The 17,453-nt window shown below is 67.0% G+C and carries 20 protein-coding genes; 12 read left to right on the forward strand and 8 right to left on the reverse strand.

The features are described 5' to 3' along the window. Positions 1 to 10 precede the first annotated feature (10 nt). Both AB0I43_RS00195 and AB0I43_RS00200 read left to right on the forward strand, forming a co-directional pair. The gene (locus tag AB0I43_RS00195; protein WP_356977593.1) at positions 11 to 901 is read left to right on the forward strand and encodes an alpha/beta fold hydrolase; all 891 of its coding nucleotides are present in this window, start codon (positions 11 to 13) and stop codon (positions 899 to 901) included. Between the two features lie 75 nt (positions 902 to 976). Continuing rightward, positions 977 to 1,528 (forward strand): ferredoxin, encoded by a 552-nt coding sequence (locus tag AB0I43_RS00200; RefSeq protein WP_357430865.1) that lies wholly within the window; start codon positions 977 to 979, stop codon positions 1,526 to 1,528. 3 nt (positions 1,529 to 1,531) lie between these two features. Here the strand turns inward: AB0I43_RS00200 and AB0I43_RS00205 are convergent, their stop codons facing one another. Continuing rightward, positions 1,532 to 2,068, reverse strand: coding sequence for a hypothetical protein (locus tag AB0I43_RS00205; protein WP_356977589.1), 537 nt, complete (start codon positions 2,066 to 2,068; stop codon positions 1,532 to 1,534). A 49-nt stretch (positions 2,069 to 2,117) separates the two neighbouring features. Then, entirely contained in the window at positions 2,118 to 2,729 is a 612-nt protein-coding gene (locus AB0I43_RS00210) for a TetR/AcrR family transcriptional regulator (protein WP_356977588.1), read from the reverse strand. Positions 2,730 to 2,800: 71 nt separating this feature from the next. Between AB0I43_RS00210 and asnB the strand changes: the two genes are divergently transcribed. The 5 genes from asnB to AB0I43_RS00235 all read left to right on the forward strand — a co-directional run bounded on the left by asnB (position 2,801) and on the right by AB0I43_RS00235 (position 9,261). Beyond that, positions 2,801 to 4,639, forward strand: coding sequence for an asparagine synthase (glutamine-hydrolyzing) (asnB, locus tag AB0I43_RS00215; RefSeq protein ID WP_356977587.1), 1,839 nt, complete (start codon positions 2,801 to 2,803; stop codon positions 4,637 to 4,639). Positions 4,640 to 4,923: 284 nt separating this feature from the next. Next, complete coding sequence (locus AB0I43_RS00220) at positions 4,924 to 5,418, forward strand: DUF4189 domain-containing protein (protein WP_356977661.1); 495 nt, start codon at positions 4,924 to 4,926, stop codon at positions 5,416 to 5,418. A 193-nt stretch (positions 5,419 to 5,611) separates the two neighbouring features. Further along, positions 5,612 to 7,138 (forward strand): DNA mismatch repair protein MutS, encoded by a 1,527-nt coding sequence (locus AB0I43_RS00225; protein WP_356977585.1) that lies wholly within the window; start codon positions 5,612 to 5,614, stop codon positions 7,136 to 7,138. Then, positions 7,129 to 8,619 carry a DNA mismatch repair protein gene (locus tag AB0I43_RS00230; protein WP_356977584.1) on the forward strand — a complete coding sequence of 497 codons (1,491 nt, stop codon included), beginning with the start codon at positions 7,129 to 7,131 and terminating at the stop codon, positions 8,617 to 8,619. The genes AB0I43_RS00225 and AB0I43_RS00230 overlap by 10 nt, the downstream gene beginning before the upstream one ends. Before the next feature lie 66 nt (positions 8,620 to 8,685). Beyond that, positions 8,686 to 9,261: a GNAT family N-acetyltransferase gene (locus AB0I43_RS00235; protein ID WP_356977582.1), complete on the forward strand. Its 576-nt coding sequence runs from the start codon at positions 8,686 to 8,688 to the stop codon at positions 9,259 to 9,261. Positions 9,262 to 9,280: 19 nt separating this feature from the next. Here the strand turns inward: AB0I43_RS00235 and AB0I43_RS00240 are convergent, their stop codons facing one another. The 4 genes from AB0I43_RS00240 to AB0I43_RS00255 form a co-directional block, all read right to left on the reverse strand. Beyond that, positions 9,281 to 9,781 carry an N-acetyltransferase gene (locus tag AB0I43_RS00240; protein ID WP_357430867.1) on the reverse strand — a complete coding sequence of 167 codons (501 nt, stop codon included), beginning with the start codon at positions 9,779 to 9,781 and terminating at the stop codon, positions 9,281 to 9,283. A gap of 99 nt (positions 9,782 to 9,880) precedes the next feature. Next, positions 9,881 to 10,087, reverse strand: a complete 207-nt coding sequence (locus tag AB0I43_RS00245) for a hypothetical protein (protein WP_356977578.1) — start codon at positions 10,085 to 10,087, stop codon at positions 9,881 to 9,883. A gap of 231 nt (positions 10,088 to 10,318) precedes the next feature. After that, entirely contained in the window at positions 10,319 to 11,386 is a 1,068-nt protein-coding gene (locus AB0I43_RS00250; RefSeq protein WP_357430869.1) for a DUF6585 family protein, read from the reverse strand. A 190-nt stretch (positions 11,387 to 11,576) separates the two neighbouring features. Then, a complete protein-coding gene (locus AB0I43_RS00255) occupies positions 11,577 to 11,930 on the reverse strand; it encodes a peptidase inhibitor family I36 protein (RefSeq protein WP_356977575.1) in 354 nt (117 codons plus the stop codon). A gap of 225 nt (positions 11,931 to 12,155) precedes the next feature. Between AB0I43_RS00255 and AB0I43_RS00260 the strand changes: the two genes are divergently transcribed. Both AB0I43_RS00260 and AB0I43_RS00265 read left to right on the forward strand, forming a co-directional pair. Then, the gene (locus AB0I43_RS00260) at positions 12,156 to 13,004 is read left to right on the forward strand and encodes a helix-turn-helix transcriptional regulator (protein ID WP_357430871.1); all 849 of its coding nucleotides are present in this window, start codon (positions 12,156 to 12,158) and stop codon (positions 13,002 to 13,004) included. A gap of 69 nt (positions 13,005 to 13,073) precedes the next feature. After that, complete coding sequence (locus tag AB0I43_RS00265) at positions 13,074 to 14,054, forward strand: zinc-binding dehydrogenase (protein WP_357430873.1); 981 nt, start codon at positions 13,074 to 13,076, stop codon at positions 14,052 to 14,054. 102 nt (positions 14,055 to 14,156) lie between these two features. Here AB0I43_RS00265 and AB0I43_RS00270 read toward each other — a convergent pair whose 3' ends face one another. Further along, on the reverse strand, positions 14,157 to 15,086 hold the full coding sequence (locus AB0I43_RS00270; RefSeq protein WP_356977570.1) for an NAD(P)H-binding protein: 930 nt from the start codon (positions 15,084 to 15,086) through the stop codon (positions 14,157 to 14,159). Positions 15,087 to 15,182: 96 nt separating this feature from the next. Here AB0I43_RS00270 and AB0I43_RS00275 point away from each other — a divergent pair, with 96 nt between their 5' ends. The 3 genes from AB0I43_RS00275 to AB0I43_RS00285 all read left to right on the forward strand — a co-directional run bounded on the left by AB0I43_RS00275 (position 15,183) and on the right by AB0I43_RS00285 (position 16,410). Further along, positions 15,183 to 15,698 (forward strand): helix-turn-helix domain-containing protein, encoded by a 516-nt coding sequence (locus AB0I43_RS00275; RefSeq protein WP_356977568.1) that lies wholly within the window; start codon positions 15,183 to 15,185, stop codon positions 15,696 to 15,698. 300 nt (positions 15,699 to 15,998) lie between these two features. Then, the gene (locus AB0I43_RS00280) at positions 15,999 to 16,202 is read left to right on the forward strand and encodes a hypothetical protein (RefSeq protein ID WP_356977566.1); all 204 of its coding nucleotides are present in this window, start codon (positions 15,999 to 16,001) and stop codon (positions 16,200 to 16,202) included. After that, positions 16,189 to 16,410 (forward strand): hypothetical protein, encoded by a 222-nt coding sequence (locus tag AB0I43_RS00285; protein ID WP_356977564.1) that lies wholly within the window; start codon positions 16,189 to 16,191, stop codon positions 16,408 to 16,410. Before AB0I43_RS00280 ends, AB0I43_RS00285 begins: the two co-directional genes overlap by 14 nt. A 58-nt stretch (positions 16,411 to 16,468) precedes the next feature. On the opposite strand, the gene AB0I43_RS00290 is transcribed toward AB0I43_RS00285, so the two are convergent. Then, complete coding sequence (locus tag AB0I43_RS00290) at positions 16,469 to 17,305, reverse strand: NAD(P)-dependent oxidoreductase (protein ID WP_357431150.1); 837 nt, start codon at positions 17,303 to 17,305, stop codon at positions 16,469 to 16,471. Positions 17,306 to 17,453 lie beyond the last annotated feature (148 nt).

Genomic DNA, 17,453 nt, shown 5'->3' on the forward strand with positions numbered 1-17,453 from the left:
ATTGGTGACAATGTCCCGAGTAACGGATTCGAGTTCGGGGGCGAGCGCCTTCGCCACCCCTGAGCTGGAGAGAGCATTTTTCGCCGCCTACGACACAGTGATGTCGTACTGGCCGGTGCCGGCCGAGCCGGTAGATCTTCCGGGCCGGTATGGAACGACACGAGTCACCTCCGCGGGTTCGGCCGCGGCGCGGTCGCTGGTCCTGCTCCACGGCTACGGCGGCACGTCCGGAATGTGGTGGCCGGTAGTCGGTTCGCTGGCCGAAGAGCATCACGTGCGTGCAGTGGACGTCATGGGCGAGCCCGGCCGCAGTCGGCACACCGGCACGGCCTTGAACAGCATGGACGATCTCGTGGACTGGCTCGCGGAAACCTTCGATCTGCTCGGACTCCCCGCCGCCGACCTGTGCGGCCAGTCCCTGGGCGGGCACCTCGCGTTCCGATTCGCGCTCGCCCATCCCGACCGCGTGCGCCGCCTGGTCCTGCTCGATCCGCCCCTCGTCTTCGCCGGGCTCAGCCCGGAATTCGAGGAGCTGGGCCGCAACCGCGACCCACACCCCACCTTCGAGAATGCCCGCGCGCTGCTGGCCCCGGACGGCCCCGGCACCGCGCCCGCGGACGTAGAGGCCTACTTCGACCTGCTCGCTCACGGCGCCGCCCACTTCCCGGCTTCACCGATCGTGTACCCGCACCTGCCAGAAGAGCTGACACAGCTGCCGATCCCGACCCTCGTCGCCCTGGCCGGGGCGAGCCAGGTGCACGATTCGGAGGCGGCCGCGGAGGTCGCGCGGCGCGCCGGCGCGCAGACGGTGATCCTGCCCGATGCGGGGCACGGCCTCCTGGCCGACGTCGAACCTGTCCGCAGCCTCGTCCTCGAACACCTCCGCCGAGAGGACTCGTAGACGTGTCACTGCGGCAACGAATTCCGGGCGAGAGCTGCCCATGCCGGATATCGCGCTGTGCGGAATGCTGTTGTCATGGCCGACCTGCCCCGATACTGGGATCCTCTGAATTCGACACCCTCGGACACCTTCGGCATCACCTTTGACGATGGGAGTAGGTGGGCCGATAAGCATTGGTTGAACGTGCCGGGCCCGGTCTACACCGGTCAGACCGATACCTGTTGGACTGGAAGAGATTACGCGCCGCGGCACGTTCTGTACGGGGGCGAGTACTACAACGAGTTCGTCTACCGGCAACCGAAGTCGCCCGCTGAGGTGAAATGTCTGCTGGACGCGGCAAACGACGACCCTTGCGGTGGCTACGCCTTCGATGGTGACGCGCGATGGACACCCGCGACGGTTCGCGCGTGGTGGAGTGATCGCAACAAGGTCGAGCGGCACCTTGCCGATTTGCTCGCCGAGTGGACCGGAGCGGGTGTCGATGCGCAGCGCGCCGAGGCGGCCGCAGGCGTACGGGATTTCCTCACCTACCTGGCCACCGACCTCGAGGATGACCTTCGGGCATACCTGTTCAGATTGGAGAATGGGCGATACCCCGAGGCAGGGGACCACCTGCCGACGTTATAGCTTTCAACCGACGCGGCACCGCACTCCGGCGCGACGCGCGATCCGCTCACTGCCGACGAACAGATGAAAATCGTTGTTCTCGTCGATCCGGATGTCTTTCTCGGACTGCTGCTGGACCAGTCGATCGATCGTCGCTCGGAGAGCGCTCACGAAGTGCTCGGGCCATCGAACCGTTCGAACGGCCAGCACTGGCGTGGCATCGACCTCCGCCAGGCCCAATCTGAACGTCAAAGTCTGTCCTGATTCGACAGTCGGCAGGCCGGCGATCTTCCCGGGTGGGGTGTCGTCGTGCGGGTTGTATGCGTAATGCTGCCAGGGGCTTCGGCTGAACCGGTAGCACAGAATTCCATGGTGCCGCGCGTCGAGCCACGCGAATTGTGCAGGTGCAGAATCGAACTCGGCAATCTGCTCACGCGAAGGCGAGTTGGCATCGATCAGGAACAACCCACCCTCGGTGGTGAGAACAAGCTCCGAGCCTGGCCAACGCTGGATGCCCGAATCGTAGAAGTCGCCGACAAGCAGCCTGAGTGGGTCACGCATGCGACCATCCTGCCTGCCGCACCAGAGTCCGCTCCGCTGAACGCGGCGTTCACCCAAGGTTCGAGTCGTCTGCCGCCCGCAGAGCCAACGCTAGCGCGCCGTCGATGGCCTGCTCGAACGTACCGCCCTCCCGCATCGCCGCCCGCCCTCCCGCGAACAAGGCGCCGCACAACCCGCCGACCAGGATCGCGGCCTGCACTTCGTCGAGTTTCGTCGGGAACGCCGCACACAACGCGCGAGCCAATCGATCTTCCACCTCGAAGAGGCGTTGCAGCGTGGCCGCGCGCAACGAGGGCACCGACATCAGCAGCCGGACGCGGGTCGCCTCGAGGCCGCCGGACGGGTCGCGTGGGCCCCCGGCCATTTCGCGCAATATCGCGCGCATCGCGTCGGCGAGAACGACACCGACGGACGCGTCAGTGCTGCGGCCGGCGACCGCGGCGAGCCCGATTTCGACCAGGTCACCCCCTTCGGCGAAAAGAACCGCCTCCTTGGTCGGGAAGTGGTTGAAGAACGTGGCCGGCGAAACCTCCGCTGCGGCAGCGATTTCCGTCACGGTCGTCTCCTCGAAGCCGTGCGTCTCGAACAGGCGGTACGCCGCTTCGGTGATCGCCATCCTGGTGCGCTGCTTCTTGCGTTCACGAAGCCCGGGTTCAGCCATGACCCTAGATTACTACATGAACTACAAAAAGAGTGTTGCTTTATTTTTAGAGTGACTCTAGCGTTTGTGGCATGTGTGGAATCACCGGATGGATCTCCTTCGAACGCGACCTCTCGACCTCGGGCAGCAACAGCATCGACTCGATGACCGCGACCATGGCCTGCCGCGGACCTGACGATTCGGGCACCTGGATCGCACCGCACGCCGCCCTCGGCCACCGGCGTCTGGCCATCATCGACCGAGCCGGCGGCGCCCAGCCGATGGTCGTCGACACCCCGGAAGGTGTTGTGGCCATGGTGTATTCGGGCGAGGCGTACAACTTCCGCGAACTACGTGCCGAACTACGCGGTCGCGGGCAGCACTGCACCACCGAGTCCGACACCGAGGTCGTGTTGCGGGCCTACCTGGAGTGGGGTCTGTCTTTCGCGGAGCGGCTGAACGGCATGTACGCCTTCGCGATCTGGGATGCGCGCACCGAACGGTTGGTGATGGTACGAGATCGCCTCGGCATCAAGCCCTTCTACTACCACCCGACCTCCGACGGCGTGCTCTTCGGCTCCGAACCCAAGGCGATACTCGCGAACCCGCTCGTGGACAGCAGAATTCGACTCGACGGTCTTCGTGAACTCTTCGTGGTCAGCGCACGGCCCGAACGAGTGGCCTGGGCCGGAATGCACCAGGTGCCGCCCGGGGCGGTGATAACGGTGGACCGCAATGGTTCCCGCACCACCCGGTACTGGTCGCTACGCACCACCGAGCACCGCGACGACCGCGCGGCCACCGTCAGGCATGTCCGTGAGCTGCTCGCAGACACCATGGCGCGGCAGTTGATTTCCGACGTCCCACGCTGCGCGCTCTTGTCCGGCGGACTGGACTCCTCGGCGATGACCGCCCTCGCGGCCGAGCATCTCCGCGGGCGAGGCGAACAGCTGCGCACCTTCAGCGTCGAATTCGACCGGCAGGAAACGGATTTCGTGCCCGACGAATGGCGCTCGACACTCGACGCGCCGTTCGCCCGCGCGGTGGCCGACCACGTCGGTTCCGCGCACCGGGAAATCACGCTGAGCAGTGCGGGTCTCGCCGACCCGGCGGTCCGATCCGCGGTGGTCACCGCTCGCGACCTACCGTGCGGTTTCGGCGACGGCGACACCTCGCTGTATCTGCTGTTCAAGGCCATCCGCGCGCATTCCACCGTCGCACTGTCCGGTGAATCCGCCGACGAGGTTTTCGCCGGCTATCGCTGGTTCGCCACCGCGGCCCAGCACGGGCTGTCGGTCTTTCCGTGGCAGACGGTCCTGCCGCCCGAGTTCACCCAGCGCACCCGTCTGCTCGACCCCGACCTGACCCACGCGCTGGACCTGGACGCCTACCTCGCGGACAGCTTCACCGACGCGTGCGCGGAAGTCGCTCGCCGGGACGACGAGAACGACCTCGACTTCCGGATGCGCAAGGTCTCGCACCTGCACATCACCCGCTTCCTGCGCACCTTGCTCGACCGCAAGGACCGCCTCAGCATGGCCGCCGGCCTCGAGGTGCGCGTCCCGTACTGCGACCACCGCCTGGTCGAATACGTCTACAACACCCCGTGGTCCCTGAAGTCCTTCGACGGGCGCGAGAAGAGCCTCCTGCGCGCCGCCACCGCCGACACCCTCCCGCGTTCGGTGGTCGAGCGCGTGAAAAGCCACTATCCCGTCACCAAGAATCTCGCCTACGTCGAATCCATCCACGCCCAGGCCTCCGACCTGCTCGCGACCTCCAACCACCCCGTCTTCGACCTCTATGACCGAGACGCGGTCACCAAGGCCCTGGACCGCCCCGCGACCGACCTGACCGAACCAGACCGTCTGGACCTGGAACACCTCTTGGACTTCGCCGTCTGGTTCGACCACTACCAGCCGCGGCTCAACTGAGCGGACGATCCCGCAGAGCTCCGGACGCGCTGGGACTTGGAAGATTAACGGGCCGAGGGACTCCCGGCCACGTCGCGGTTACGAGCCCTCGCGCGTGCGCGCTGGTGCCTACCACGAATTTGTCTCAATCGACGCGACTACCGATTTTGTGCAGCCGCAATGGACCTGTGCGGCCGAGTAACCGAACATACCTGTCGCGCATGGCATAACGTGCGAACTGGACACCCCGTGCGCGGGCGGCAATGATCTATCGGTCGGTACCGTTTGTCGCAGGGGTGGAGTTCATGTCGTTGTTGGGTAGGTCAGCGCTGGTCACGGTTCTCCCGATTGCGGGCGCGTTGATCGTCGCGGGTGGCGGGACGGCGCAAGCGGCCGGTGATCTGTACGGTGCGATCGCCATCTACCAGCAGAAAACCTCCGGCACGCCGTGGGAACATCACACCGGTGTCGCAGTGGCAGTGGATTATCCGTCGCAGGCCGCGGCGGACGCAGCCGCTCTCGCGGGCTGCAACGCCGACCGTTGCACCGTTTTCGCCCGGGTCCACAACGAGTGCGCCTCGGTGGTGGAATACGACACCTGGACAGCGTGGTCGAACGCCGTCGAGCCGGTCTACTACACGGGGCGCGGCCCCACCGCCGCCGCGGCGGAAAGAGCCGCTCTGGACTTGGGCAACCAGGGTCTGGGCTTCCCGACGAATCTCTTGTTCGGCCTCGGCCTCGCCCGAGTCGTCAAGCCGCTGGCCGTACTGGACACCATCTGCACCTCGAACGCCGGCTGACATTCGGCACAGCAGAGACCTGAGTCAGCGGACCCGCCCGAACCCACGTTGCCCGAGAGCGATCCGTGGCCGCGCCTGGCGGACAACGCGGGCGTCGAGTCTCCGTCGATGATTGACGAGCGGTGCACCGCTGCCTAACCTCCGATGGCGGACAGTGGGAACCGGCTTCGCACAGCACAGGAGGGGGTCGCCGATGCGCGCTGACAGCGTGGTGTGGCCGCGTGAAGCGTCGGCCGCGGCGACGGTCTCCGTCGACGCGGCAACAGTGGCGGATCTACGTCTCGACCAGGTGATCCCCGCGATTGTCGGTTCCCCGGACGACTACGACCTCGCGGCGCTATTCCGGCGGCCGGTACGCGACCACGACACCGTCCGATACCGCCAAGAGGTCTTCGCCGATCTCGCTCACAACGAAACACGTGCTGTCTTCGACAATTTCGCCGCCGGCCTGCGCCGGATGCGGCGGCGCCGCGCCGACGCGGCCCGGCTCCAAGATCCGCGCCAACGGCAACGCTGGCATCTGGACGCTGCCGCCGACTACCTCACCGTCCTCGCCGCCATGGCACAGGCGCTGCCATCGCTGCCGCTGACCTCGCGAGCGCTGCGGAATTGGCGAGACGTCGTCGTCGAGGCGGTCGCCGGCCCGGAGATCACCGGTCTGACCGCGGACGTTCGCGCGGTGCAGCAGGCGCTCGCGGCGGTCCGATACAGCATCCGCATCCTCGACACTGCGACGCTCGCGGTCGGCCCCGCCGACGGAAAGTCCGACTACACCGCAACGATCACCGATCTGCTGGCGCGTTTCGGCGCCGGTCCGCCACCCCCGTCGCCCGCGCAGCCGCAGTGGCCGGACATGAACCAGATGGAGGAGCAGATCCTCGACCGGGTCGCCGCACTGGCGCCCGAGGCATTCGGCCTGCTCGCGGACTTCGCCGACCGGCATCCCGAGTTCGCCGACCCGGCCGTGGTCACGTTCGACCGCGAGATCCATTTCTATCTGCGCTATCTCGACTTCCTGACCACCCTCGCCGCACCCACGTGCCTGCCGCGGATCGTCGATGCGCACGGTGGTATCGGCGCCGAGGCGGCCTTCGACGTGGCGCTGGCGAGCAAGCCCGGCCGAACCGAGCCGTTGGTGTGCAACGACTTCGAACTGTCGGGCCCCGAGCGGGTTCTCGTCGTCACCGGGCCCAACCAGGGCGGCAAAACCACTTTCGCGCGGATGATCGGCCAGCTCACCTATCTGGCCGCGCTCGGCTGCCCGGTCCCCGCGCGCTCGGCACGGCTGTCCCTGCCCGACCGGCTGATGACGCATTTCGAACGCGCCGAGCAGGCCACCGATGCCGACGGGCGACTGCTGGCCGAACTCGAACGGGTCCGTGAGACCCTCGCCCACGCCACCCCCGACAGCCTGCTGATCCTCAACGAGAGCTTCAGTTCGACCAGCACCCTCGACGGAGCCCGGATCAGCGGGCAGATCCTGGACCGGATCATAGAGGCCGGATCGGTCGCGGTGTGGGTGACCTTCTTCGTCGAACTCGCCGCGGCACGCCCGGAAACAGTGAGCATGGTCGCGGGCACCGAACCCGACGATCCGGCGCGGCGCACGTTCCGTATCGTGCGCCGCGCGGCCGACGGGCAGGCCCACGCGGTGGTGCTCGCCGAACGCTACGGGCTCACCTACGATCTGGTGACCGCGAGGGTGGCCGCATGCGAGTGAATCTGCTGCACCCGCCCGATCGGATATCCGCGACCGCGCCCACCGGTGACCACGCCGTCACCGATCTGGGCCTGGAGTCGGTGTTCGCGGCCATGTCCGGCCCCGACCCACTGATCGGACAGGTCGTCCAGGCGACGGTGCTCGCCCCGATCACCGATCCTGCGGTGATCGGTTACCGGCAGGCGGTACTGACCGACTGCCTGACCCACCCGTCGGCGATCCGTGAGCTCTATCGGATCGCGGTCATGCCGACGCAGATCCGGCGCTGGCCGGTCGCTAATGGTCGCCGGCCGGGCGGCAAACTGGTCCTATCGCTGCCGGCGTTCGGCGAACTGCTCGGCTGCCTGCGCCGGCTGCGGGCGCATTGCCGAGACCACGCCACCGACTTCTCCTCGGCGGGGCTGCGGGCGCTGGTCGACACGGTCACCGACCATTTCGATGACGCCTATCTCGATACGATCGAGACTCATTTGACCGCAGTGCAATTCGAGCACGGCCTGCATCTGGGGGCCGGGCTGGGCCTCGGAAACAAGATCGCCGATATCGTCGTTCACGAACCACTCACCCCGTGGCGCGGCCGCTTCGGATCGGATCGCCGGGCCATGCGCGCATTCCGTCCGATCGAGGACCCCGAAGCCCGGTTCAATCCGCAATTGAATCCGATCGTGGAGCTCCGTGATCGGGCACTCGGTGACCTGGCAGCGGTGGTTAGCTACGCCGTCGACCACATCCACGGATTCTTCGAGCGGCTGCGCACCGAGCTCGCCTTCTACCTCGGCTGCTTGAATCTGCACGAGCACCTGACCGCGGCGGGAATTCCGACGTGCTTGCCGACCGTGCACCCTGCGGGGACGAATACACTGCGCTGCAACGGATTACGTGACATCACCCTGTGTTTGTCCGCGCGCGGAGAGGTGGTCGGCAACGATCTCGACGCCACCGGCCGCACGCTGCTGGTTGTCACCGGCGCCAACAACGGCGGCAAATCGACCTTCCTGCGCAGCGTCGGCGCCGCCCAGGTCATGATGCAGGCGGGCATGTTCGTCGTCGCCGAGCGATTCGAAGCCACCGTGCGCACCGGTATCTTCACCCATTTCGTCACCGACGAAGACCGCACGATGACCTACGGAAAACTCGTCGAAGAGCTGGTCCGTATGCGCGCCGTCGTCGACCGGATCGGTCCCGGTTCGCTGTTGCTGTCCAACGAATCCTTCGCTTCCACCAGCGAGGGCGACGCCGCCCGGATCCTGACCCCGCTGGTCGAGGCGCTCCTGGACTCCTCTGTGCAACTGGTGCTGGTCACCCATCTCTACGAGTTCGCCGACCGGCGCCATCGCGGGGCGCACCCGGGCGATCTGTTTCTGCGCGCGGGCCGGCGCCCGGACGGTCGGCGCACTTTTCGTCTGGTCGCGGGTGCTCCGGAGCCCAGCAGTCACGCCGAGGAGATCTTCCGGCAGGTCTTCCCCGAGGACCAGCCGTAGCCTGGCCGAACCCGGGGCGGGGTGGTATCGATGAGCAACGCTACGGCCGGTGTGTGATCATCGTGAATGGCCATCTATCTCCACACCGAACGATTGTCGCTGCGCCACTTCACCGAGGACGACGCCGAATTGCTCGTCGAACTCGACAGCGACCCGGAGGTCATGCGCTACCTCTCCGGCGGTGTGCCGACGCCACCGGAAACCATCCGCGGCGAAATGCTGCCTCGTCTCCTGAACCAGTACCGGAAGTGGGACAACGCCTTCGGTATTTTCGCGGCACACGAGAAGGCCGACGGCGCTTTCATCGGCTGGTTCATCCTGCGCCCCGAAGCCGGCGGCCCCGGCGACGAGGTCGAACTCGGTTACCGGCTCCGCAAGGCGGCCTGGGGTGCCGGGTTCGCCACCGAAGGCTCGATCGCACTGCTGCACAAGGCATTCACCGAACTCGGTGTGCGCAAGGTCTGGGCCGAAACGATGTTCGTCAACCACGCTTCGCGCAATGTCATGGAGAAGCTCGGCATGACTCACGTGCGGACATACTCACCCGAGCTGCCGGCGATCGAAGGCTCCGAACATGGGGAGGTCCGCTACGAGATGACCCGTGCAGATTGGGAACTGCGCTGGTCGATGACGGGGGAGTGACCGGCGTGGCGCTCGCGCGCTATCCGAGAAGGGTGCCCATCAGCACGTCATCGACATACTGTCCTGCGATCAAGAACTGTTCACGGAGCCGGCCCTCGACTTGAAATCTATGCGCGAGGTACAGCCTTTGTGCACGGAGGTTGGTGCCCAGTACACGCAGCCGGACGCGGCGGGCCTGTCGCCGGATCGCCTCCTTCTGAGCGGCGCGGATCAGAAAACTGCCGATGCCCCGGCCTTGTTGGCTGGGCGACACCGCGAACCCGTGGATTTCCTGGATGTGGTCGGAGCAGGCGGGATGCGGGTACGGCCGCAGCTTGAGGTATCCCACGATGTGGGTGTCGTCGTGTGCGACCAGAACGTTTTCGGGCTGGGTGTGCTCGTCGAAGAACGGGGTGCCGACCGGCCACAGCGCGGCGGGGCTGACCGTGGTCGACCATGTGGCGCGGTCGATCACGGCCAGGGCGTGCTCGTCAGCGTGTGTCGCAGGCCGGATCGCGGGTGCGATGTAAGGGCGGTTCATCCTCGAACTGTGGTGCTGAAATAGGCTGAGCAGCAACCCAATATTTCGCACGCGTGCCCGGCCATGAGCGCACCGCACCGAACGTCGGCTCGAATTCTGTCAAGCGAGACCTGGCGGTGAAGTGTCTGGGGGAGCGATGAATTCGCTCAGCACCACCGAGTGCGGGCCGATGTCACCTTGCTGGAAACCGCCCGGTGGTGAATGCACGAACATCAGATCGATGTAAGTGTCGGCCGGCACCTCGGCGAGCGGTTGCAGTGAGAATTTCCGCATGCCCCCGAACGAGTCGGCCAGCTCCGCATCCATCGAACCACCGAAGTGGGACCGCCACTCGTCCAGTCTTTTCCCGCCGGGTCGATCTGGCATCGACCGCAGTACTTCCGGTGAATACGTGCTCAGGTGAGCGATAATCCGGACTTGTCGCATGATGAACCTCCCCTTGTCAGCGACGGGCCCTGTCCATCGATCAGGCCCTCCCGACCCACGCTACCGCTGGACCGCACGTGGGTCAGCCTTGCTCGCAGCGCCAGGAGCGCCTCACCCGCGGCGTTCTCGGTCACGGCGCAGACGTTCGATGGCTTCCGATATCCAAGTCGTACGGTCAGCGCCCGGCTGCTTCTCCCGTTCGTAGGCGATCAACCGCTCGGCGGTCGCGTTGTTGCCCATCACCATCGCCAGCAGCTCGCCGAAGTTGTCGGGTGCGCGGCCGGCCGGTGTCGGCACAGGCTGCGGGGCCGGGCTGGTGTCCGGCTGATGCGGGTTCGCGACCAGCGTGCGGGCCGAAGCCAGCAGCACATAGAAGTTGGGGATTTTTCGAACCGGGGTACTGGTCAGCGCGAACCACCGCCCGTAGGCCAGTACACGCATGTCCCCGCCTTGCACGGCGATCTGGCGGACCTCCGACCACGCGACCGATCGTGCACCGGCACCGAACTCGTGTTTCGTCAGCCATAGATCACCGAAGGACACGGTTACGCCTCGGTGCAGTTTCTCGGTGATCGCTGGGAGCTGCGCCGCTGTCACCGCTTGCTGGAAAGCCGGGCCCCAGCGGTCGGCGTTGGGCGGACCGCCTTGCGAAAAGTCCTGTAGCTGTAGTTCTTTGCCTTCGGTGTCCAGCAGGGTGTAGTCGTGGGTGATCTTGGTTTCCACCACGCCGTAGAGCAGGTGGCGGACCAACTCCTGATAGATCACGGTGGTGTCGTAGCGCACGCACCGCACCGCACCGTTCTCGGTGGACACCAATCCGCGCTCGAATAGATCCAGGCGTACCGCCCGGGCCGAAGCGGGCCCGAGAAATCCCCGGTACAGGTCCGCGACGAAGGCGAACCCGAAAAGCAGGGCGAACGGGCCCGCGAACACAAGGCCGATGGCGGATCCGAGCTTTCCGCCCATCTGGTCCGTGCGAGTGAGCACCTCGAGGCTCAGCGCCACGGTGGCCGCGATGCCCAGCGCCGCCAGCAGGCCCAGGATCAGCGTTCCGCCTACGAGCCGGGGAGCCATCCGGACGAAGGCCTCCCGGTGTCCGCCCAGCTCGGCTTCCTGGGCGGCCCGGCGTACCCGGCCCAGGAGTTCCTGATCGTCGTATGCCGGCACCTGGTCGGTCATCGTGCTTCCTTACCCCCGGCACGGCTGTGGCTTCCTCGAAATACCCCATCTCCGTGCGACTCTCGTGAACCGAAACCAGACTGTACGCGCGGGTGCACCAGGAGTCCTCACCCGGCACTTTCGCCGGGCCTCCGCGTAGTCCGGCCAGGCCACCTGACGTCGAACGCATTCGCGCCGAGCTGATTTCAGGTCAGACCGCCTTCACCGAATGCACTTGGACGGCCACGTCGGCCGGAATATTGAGCTGCTGGCCGGGGCCGCTCCGGAAGATGATCCCGCCGCGATAGTTGTATTCGGTGAACCCGTCCCAAAATCGGCCGGTGCGGTTCCACTTCGAATAGGCTTGACCATCGATATTCTGCAGGCGCAGATCGGTGGAGCCGAGGCGGAAGGATGCCATTCGCCCGCCTCCGTTGGCGGCGCTGAACAGGCAGAAATGCCCGTTCGGACAGCGGTCGTATCCGCTGGCGGCCTGGGCAGGGACGGTGAGGCCGGAGATACCGAGGACCAGAAGCGCCGTAACGGCGAGTTCGCGCAGTTTCATCGTCTTCCCCTACTGTTCGAGATCCCTGTGGTTCGGGAGATTCAGTGAGTCGACGGTATAAGTGGGCGGATATTGTCGGCGTATCGAAAATTGTTTACGCGCTGGCAACTGTTCGCCTGCTCCGCAGATCCGGCCCCGCGCTCACCTGCCCGAATATCAGCGTCCTGATCCCTCGGCCGGGGAGGGGTCGCGCACGCAACCCGGCCGCGTTCTATGGTCGACTGCGTGAGCAGCACCGCAGTTAACCACGGCCACCGTGACAGCGCCCGGCGGCGCGAAGAACTCCGTGAGTTCCTCCGCAGCCGCCGCGAACGGTTGTCTCCCGGTGCGGTCGGCTTTCCCGAAGCCGGGCGGCGACGAACACCGGGATTGCGACGTGAGGAGGTCGCGGTCTTGGCCGGGGTCGGGGTGTCCTGGTACACCTGGCTCGAGCAGGGGCGCGACATCAAGGTGTCCGACGACGTCCTCGACGCCGTCGCGCAAGCTCTGCGCCTCGATGACGTCGAACACGCCCATCTCTATCGCCTGGCCGGGCTGAACCCGCCGCAACGGCGGGCCGCACCGTCGACGCCGCCCTCACCCCAGATACAGCGCCTGCTCGACACCTGGGCTCCGCGCCCCGCCTACATCCGCGACCGCCATTGGAACTTCACCGCGGTCAACGATGCGGCACGTTCGGCGTTCGGCTACAGCGACACCGACCACAACTGCCTGGTTTCCTTCTTCACCAACGCCCGCTTCCGGGTGCTGCACCAGCACTGGGACGAGATCGCCCCGGCGGTGGCCGCCGGCTTCCGCGCCGACGCCGCCCGCTATCCCGGCGATCCCGAATTCACGCGTATCGCAATGGAGTTGACGAAGCTCAGTCCGGAATTCGCGCAGCTGTGGGCGCGCCACGACGCCGCCGAGCACACGAGCGCCGTCAAGGCCGTCGATCATCCCGACGTCGGGGTGATGGTGTTCGAGGCGACACTGCTCCCCCTGTCCGAATACCCCGGCCACCATCTGATCCTGCACAACCCGGTTGCCGGCAGTGGCACCGAGGAGCGGCTGGAGCGGTTGCTGGGTTCCTAGCCTGGTGGTGCCACACCCCCCATGAACCGACACTGCCATCCCCGCCGACGGGCCCGCAGGATCGTAGTCATGAGCAACAACTTGCAGATGAAGGCGATCACGATCCCCGAGTTCGGTCCCGCGGAGGTCCTGCGCGAGGCTGCCGCCGCCATTCCAGAGCCCGGTCCGGGCGAGGTCGCCATCGACGTGGCCTACGCCGGCGCGAACTTCGCCGAAATTCTCTACCGCCGAGGCGTCGTCGATGTCGCACTGCCCTTCGTTCCCGGCATCGAGGTCTCCGGCTACGTCCGCGCGCTCGGCGAAGGTGTGGAAGGGCTGGCTGTCGGCCAGGCGGTAGCCGCGCTGACCATCGTCGCCGGCGGCGGTTACGCCGAGGTCGTGGTCACAGCCGCCGAGCTGGTCGTCCCGGTCGACGAGCGGTCCCTGCCGCTGGCCACCGCCGCGGCGTTGCCCTCCAACAGCACGACCGCCTTTCTCGTGCTGGACCGGGTCGCCCGCATCGAGCCGGGGGAGAGCGTGCTCGTGCACGCGGCCGCGGGCGGCGTCGGCAGCCAGCTCGGGCAAGCCGCGCGACTGCTGGGTGCCGGTCGGGTGGTCGGCACCGTCGGCAGCCCGGAGAAAATCGCTGTGGCCAGGACCTTCGGCTACGACGAGGTGATCGTGCGCGATCGGCTCGCCGAGGCCGGGGAATTCGACATCGTGGTGGACATGGTCGGCGGCCCGACTCGGCAAGCCTCCGTGGAGCGGCTCGCGCCGATGGGCCGGATGGTGGTGATGGGCAATGCGTCCGGGGCCGCGGACGTCGGCGTATCGGCCAACGAACTGTGGTTCACCAACAAGACCGTCTCCGGGTTCAACCTGGCGGCCTTCGCGGCGGCCGACCCCGGCGCCGCCGGTGCGGCGCTGCGCCGTGCGGTAGCCGCCGCGAGCGCCGGTCAGCTGCGTATTCCGGTTGAAACGCTGCCCATGGACCAGGTGATCGAGGCGCATCGACGCATCGAATCCGGTTCCACGACAGGCAAACTGGCGTTGGCGGTTGCTCGGCCCTGACCGGGGCGACGGGCATCCGTCGACTCCGGCCGGCCAGAGCTGCCGTAGGGAGCGAACACTGGCAGCATGGATTGGCGGATGCCGCCTTCGCTGCTATCCGACTCAGGCCGACGCCACGAAATGATGCCGGTGTTCGCTGAGGAAGTCGGGGAACGACTGTGGTGTGCGGCCGATGGCTTTCTCGAGTGCGGCCGGATCGACCGGGGTCGGCGGTAGCGCGGCGAAGGCGGAGCCGACGGCCGAGATGTGCTGTGCCATAGCGGTGTTGATGCTCGTGTCGTCGTGCGCGAGGTGCTCCAGTTCGTGCTGCCACTCGCGCGCGCTGACCGGGGTGTATCGGACCGGCCTGCCCAGGGCCGCGCCGAGGGCGGCGGCGATATCGGCGTGGCTGAGGGCGACCGCGCCGGACGGGTAGTGCGTTGTGCCGCTTGGGTATTGCGCCGGATCGGTCAGCGCGGCCACGGCGAGATCGGCGGCGTCGAGGCCGCTGATCCACGGCACCTCGGCATCGCCGAAGCTGTTGCTGAAACGGCCGGTTCGGCGGATGGACCCACCGTGCAGCAGTGCGAGGTTCTCGAAGAAGAGCGCTTTGATCCGCAGGATCGTGGGTTCGAGCCCGGCCCAGGACAGGACCTCCTCGGCCGCCCACTGGGCCCGCCCGAGCCCGCTGGGGCCGGCCTCGGCCGAGACCGCCATCGACATCACGACCAGGCGCGGTCTGTTCCCGGCCCGGCGGACCGCGACAGCGAGGTTCGCCGCGGCGGCCTCGATGCCGGGCGCTACCGGGTAGGTGAAGTAGATCGAGTCCACGTCCGCCACAGCGGCGTCCAGCGTCCGGTTGTCCAGCAGGTCGCCCACGACGGTCTGGGCGCCGAGGGTGCGAAGGTGTTGTGCGCGTTCGTCATCGGTGCGCACCAGCACGCGCACCGCGTGGGCGTGCTCGCGCAGGCGCCGCACGATGTGGGTGCCGGTGCCGCCGTGTCGCCCGCCCGCGCCGATGACGAGGGTGGAGGTTCCGGGGGAGGAAGTCACAAGTGGGCCTTTCGATCGTTCACCAGTGCCGCGGCACACGCTAGATCGAGTAACTACTATTATGCAAGTAACTGGGTTCGATGGAAGGATGGGCGGGTGCGACGTACGAGCTTCGAAACGATGGGGTGCCCGATAGCCGGCGCGCTCGAGCACGTCGGGGATTGGTGGACGCTGCTGATCGTGCGCGACGCGCTCGACGGGTACACCCGATTCGACGAGTTCGAGCGCAATCTCGGTATCGCACCCACCATGCTGACCAAGCGGCTGCGGACTCTGGTCGAGTCCGGTCTGCTCGAACGCCGGCGCTACAGCCAGGCTCCGCCCCGCTACGAGTACCTCATCACCGGCAAAGGGCGAGATCTGTCCCCGGTGCTCATCGCCCTGTACGCCTGGGGGCGCGCCCATGCGGGCACGGAGGCGCCGAGCGTCGTGCTGACCGACCAGGGCACCGGCGCGGAAATCGTGCCAGGTCTCGTGGACCAGCGCAGTGGACGCCCGCTCTCGGCCGTCGATCTCGCTTTCCTCGCCGGTCCGGGCGCGGATGAGTCCATGCGGGAACGTCTCGACCCCGAGCTGCGGGCCGCGCGGCGGCAGCGTGGGCGGGATGGCTGAGGGCGACGGCCGAGCTGCGGAATATTCCGCGCTGAGCACCTCGCCTCGGGCTATCCCGAATGACACTGCGACGATAAGCATTTCGCTGGCGGTGCGACAGCGCGGGTCGAGACCAGGCGCAGTGGAGGTGCGCCCTCACCATTTGCAGAAGCCGGGAGACCATAACGCCCGGTCCGATCCCGGATTCGGGGCGTCATCGTGTAGCGGCGAGCCTTCGATATGCGACACATCGGGTACGAGGGATTCGCGATCGCGCCGGCGGACGCCGGCTGTGGCCGGTGCCTCGTAGCGAAGGAGATCATGGTTTTCATCGACTTCGAGTCCCTGCTGCTGGAGTGGCTGCTGGAGCGGCGGCTGCCGAGCGTGACCGAGTTGGAAGCGATCGTCGAGCGCGGCGTGCGGTGGGCACCGATGCAGGAGGCTCGCGACGCGGTGGCCGACTACGGGCCGCACGATCGCGAGCGTCTATCCAGGCACGACCGGCCCGGCCATGACGCCGGGTGAGCGGCCCTCGCGACTGCGGGCGGTCCCGGTGGCGGCGGATCCGATCCTCGAGCGCGTCCGTGGGCTGGTCGAACGGGCTAGGTTGGCCGGTTACGTGCTGTCGAACTCCGGGCCCGCGTCGGAGTGCTGGGAGCTGCTGTATCCCGAGGACGGCGTCGAGGCCTTCGCCGGTGACCTGGACCAGATCGAGCGGTGGATCGGCTCCTAGCCGATCAGGCCGCCGAATTTGAGCGGTGAGGTGCCGGTTCGAACAAACGGGGCCTCGGCTACGGCAGCGAGGCGAGGGCTTCGACGCCGTAGCCGGGCTCGTAACCTAGTTGAAGACCTGCCTTGCTGGAATCGTAGACTCGGTCGATCCTGGCCGGTAGCGGCCAGTCCTGCCGGCGGAACAGCGCCACCGTGTGTGGCGCACGCTCGGTGAGCAGCGCCGCGGCATCGTGCCATAACTGCCGGGTATCGTTGCGGCCGAACATGATCGGGCCGGCGATGTTGAATATCCCCGTCACCTGTGCGCGTTCGGCGGCCAGCCGATGCGCCCGGGCGACGTCGCGGACGTCGACACCACGATAGAGCCGATGTGCGGCCTGCACGGCGGGCGCCTCGGGAAAGCAGCGGGCGATGCGCAGAACGATGGTCGTGAACGGCTGGCGGGAGCCGGTGACGGCGGCTTCGGCGGCGAGCTTGGTTTCGTCGTAGATGTCGCGCGGCCGCACGGGCAGGGTTTCATCGACCCACACCGCACGGCCCTCCGGTACCAGGGCGTGGCCGTATACCGAGGTCGTGCTCGTGTAGACGAATCTGCGGACATCGCATTCGGCGGCTCGCTCGAGCAACGCGGCGGTGGCCTCGACATTGACCGCACGGAACTCGTCCTCGGGAACCACACCGACATGGGGTGCGTGCAGCGCGGCAGCGTGCACAACGACCTCTACACCGCAGACGGCGCGGGTTCGCGTTTCCGGGTCGCGGAGGTCACCGCAGTGGGTCGTCCACGGGCCCGGGCGCATATCCCATCCGCGTACCTGCCATCCCGCCGTGTGCATTTCCCGTGCGACCGCGGCCCCTACGACCCCGGACGAGCCGGTCACCAGCACGACGCCCATCCTCACGGAGCCGAACCTACCCGCGCCCATCGTCGAGCGACCTGCGTTGCGATCGCGTGCGGCTTCTCGCCTGTCGGCGGTTTAGAGGACTGTGTATCGCCACGATGCACCGTATCCTGCTTCCCTGCTCGCCCGAATAGTGTTCGCG

The sequence above is a fragment of the Nocardia sp. NPDC050435 genome, assembly GCF_040655395.1.
GTDB lineage: Bacteria > Actinomycetota > Actinomycetes > Mycobacteriales > Mycobacteriaceae > Nocardia.

Bases quoted from the DNA above. Each gene is read 5' to 3' on its own strand.
- AB0I43_RS00195 (WP_356977593.1), top strand. From the start codon at position 11: ATGTCCCGAGTAACGGATTCGAGTTCGGGGGCGAGCGCCTTCGCCACC.
- AB0I43_RS00250 (WP_357430869.1), bottom strand. From the start codon at position 11,386: ATGACCGACCAGGTGCCGGCATACGACGATCAGGAACTCCTGGGCCGG.
- AB0I43_RS00290 (WP_357431150.1), bottom strand. From the start codon at position 17,305: ATGGGCGTCGTGCTGGTGACCGGCTCGTCCGGGGTCGTAGGGGCCGCG.
- AB0I43_RS00245 (WP_356977578.1), bottom strand. From the start codon at position 10,087: ATGGATGCGGAGCTGGCCGACTCGTTCGGGGGCATGCGGAAATTCTCA.
- asnB (WP_356977587.1), top strand. From the start codon at position 2,801: ATGTGTGGAATCACCGGATGGATCTCCTTCGAACGCGACCTCTCGACC.
- AB0I43_RS00240 (WP_357430867.1), bottom strand. From the start codon at position 9,781: ATGAACCGCCCTTACATCGCACCCGCGATCCGGCCTGCGACACACGCT.
- AB0I43_RS00235 (WP_356977582.1), top strand. From the start codon at position 8,686: ATGGCCATCTATCTCCACACCGAACGATTGTCGCTGCGCCACTTCACC.
- AB0I43_RS00205 (WP_356977589.1), bottom strand. From the start codon at position 2,068: ATGCGTGACCCACTCAGGCTGCTTGTCGGCGACTTCTACGATTCGGGC.
- AB0I43_RS00200 (WP_357430865.1), top strand. From the start codon at position 977: ATGGCCGACCTGCCCCGATACTGGGATCCTCTGAATTCGACACCCTCG.
- AB0I43_RS00220 (WP_356977661.1), top strand. From the start codon at position 4,924: ATGTCGTTGTTGGGTAGGTCAGCGCTGGTCACGGTTCTCCCGATTGCG.
- AB0I43_RS00255 (WP_356977575.1), bottom strand. From the start codon at position 11,930: ATGAAACTGCGCGAACTCGCCGTTACGGCGCTTCTGGTCCTCGGTATC.
- AB0I43_RS00230 (WP_356977584.1), top strand. From the start codon at position 7,129: ATGCGAGTGAATCTGCTGCACCCGCCCGATCGGATATCCGCGACCGCG.
- AB0I43_RS00225 (WP_356977585.1), top strand. From the start codon at position 5,612: ATGCGCGCTGACAGCGTGGTGTGGCCGCGTGAAGCGTCGGCCGCGGCG.
- AB0I43_RS00265 (WP_357430873.1), top strand. From the start codon at position 13,074: ATGAGCAACAACTTGCAGATGAAGGCGATCACGATCCCCGAGTTCGGT.
- AB0I43_RS00280 (WP_356977566.1), top strand. From the start codon at position 15,999: ATGGTTTTCATCGACTTCGAGTCCCTGCTGCTGGAGTGGCTGCTGGAG.
- AB0I43_RS00285 (WP_356977564.1), top strand. From the start codon at position 16,189: ATGACGCCGGGTGAGCGGCCCTCGCGACTGCGGGCGGTCCCGGTGGCG.
- AB0I43_RS00210 (WP_356977588.1), bottom strand. From the start codon at position 2,729: ATGGCTGAACCCGGGCTTCGTGAACGCAAGAAGCAGCGCACCAGGATG.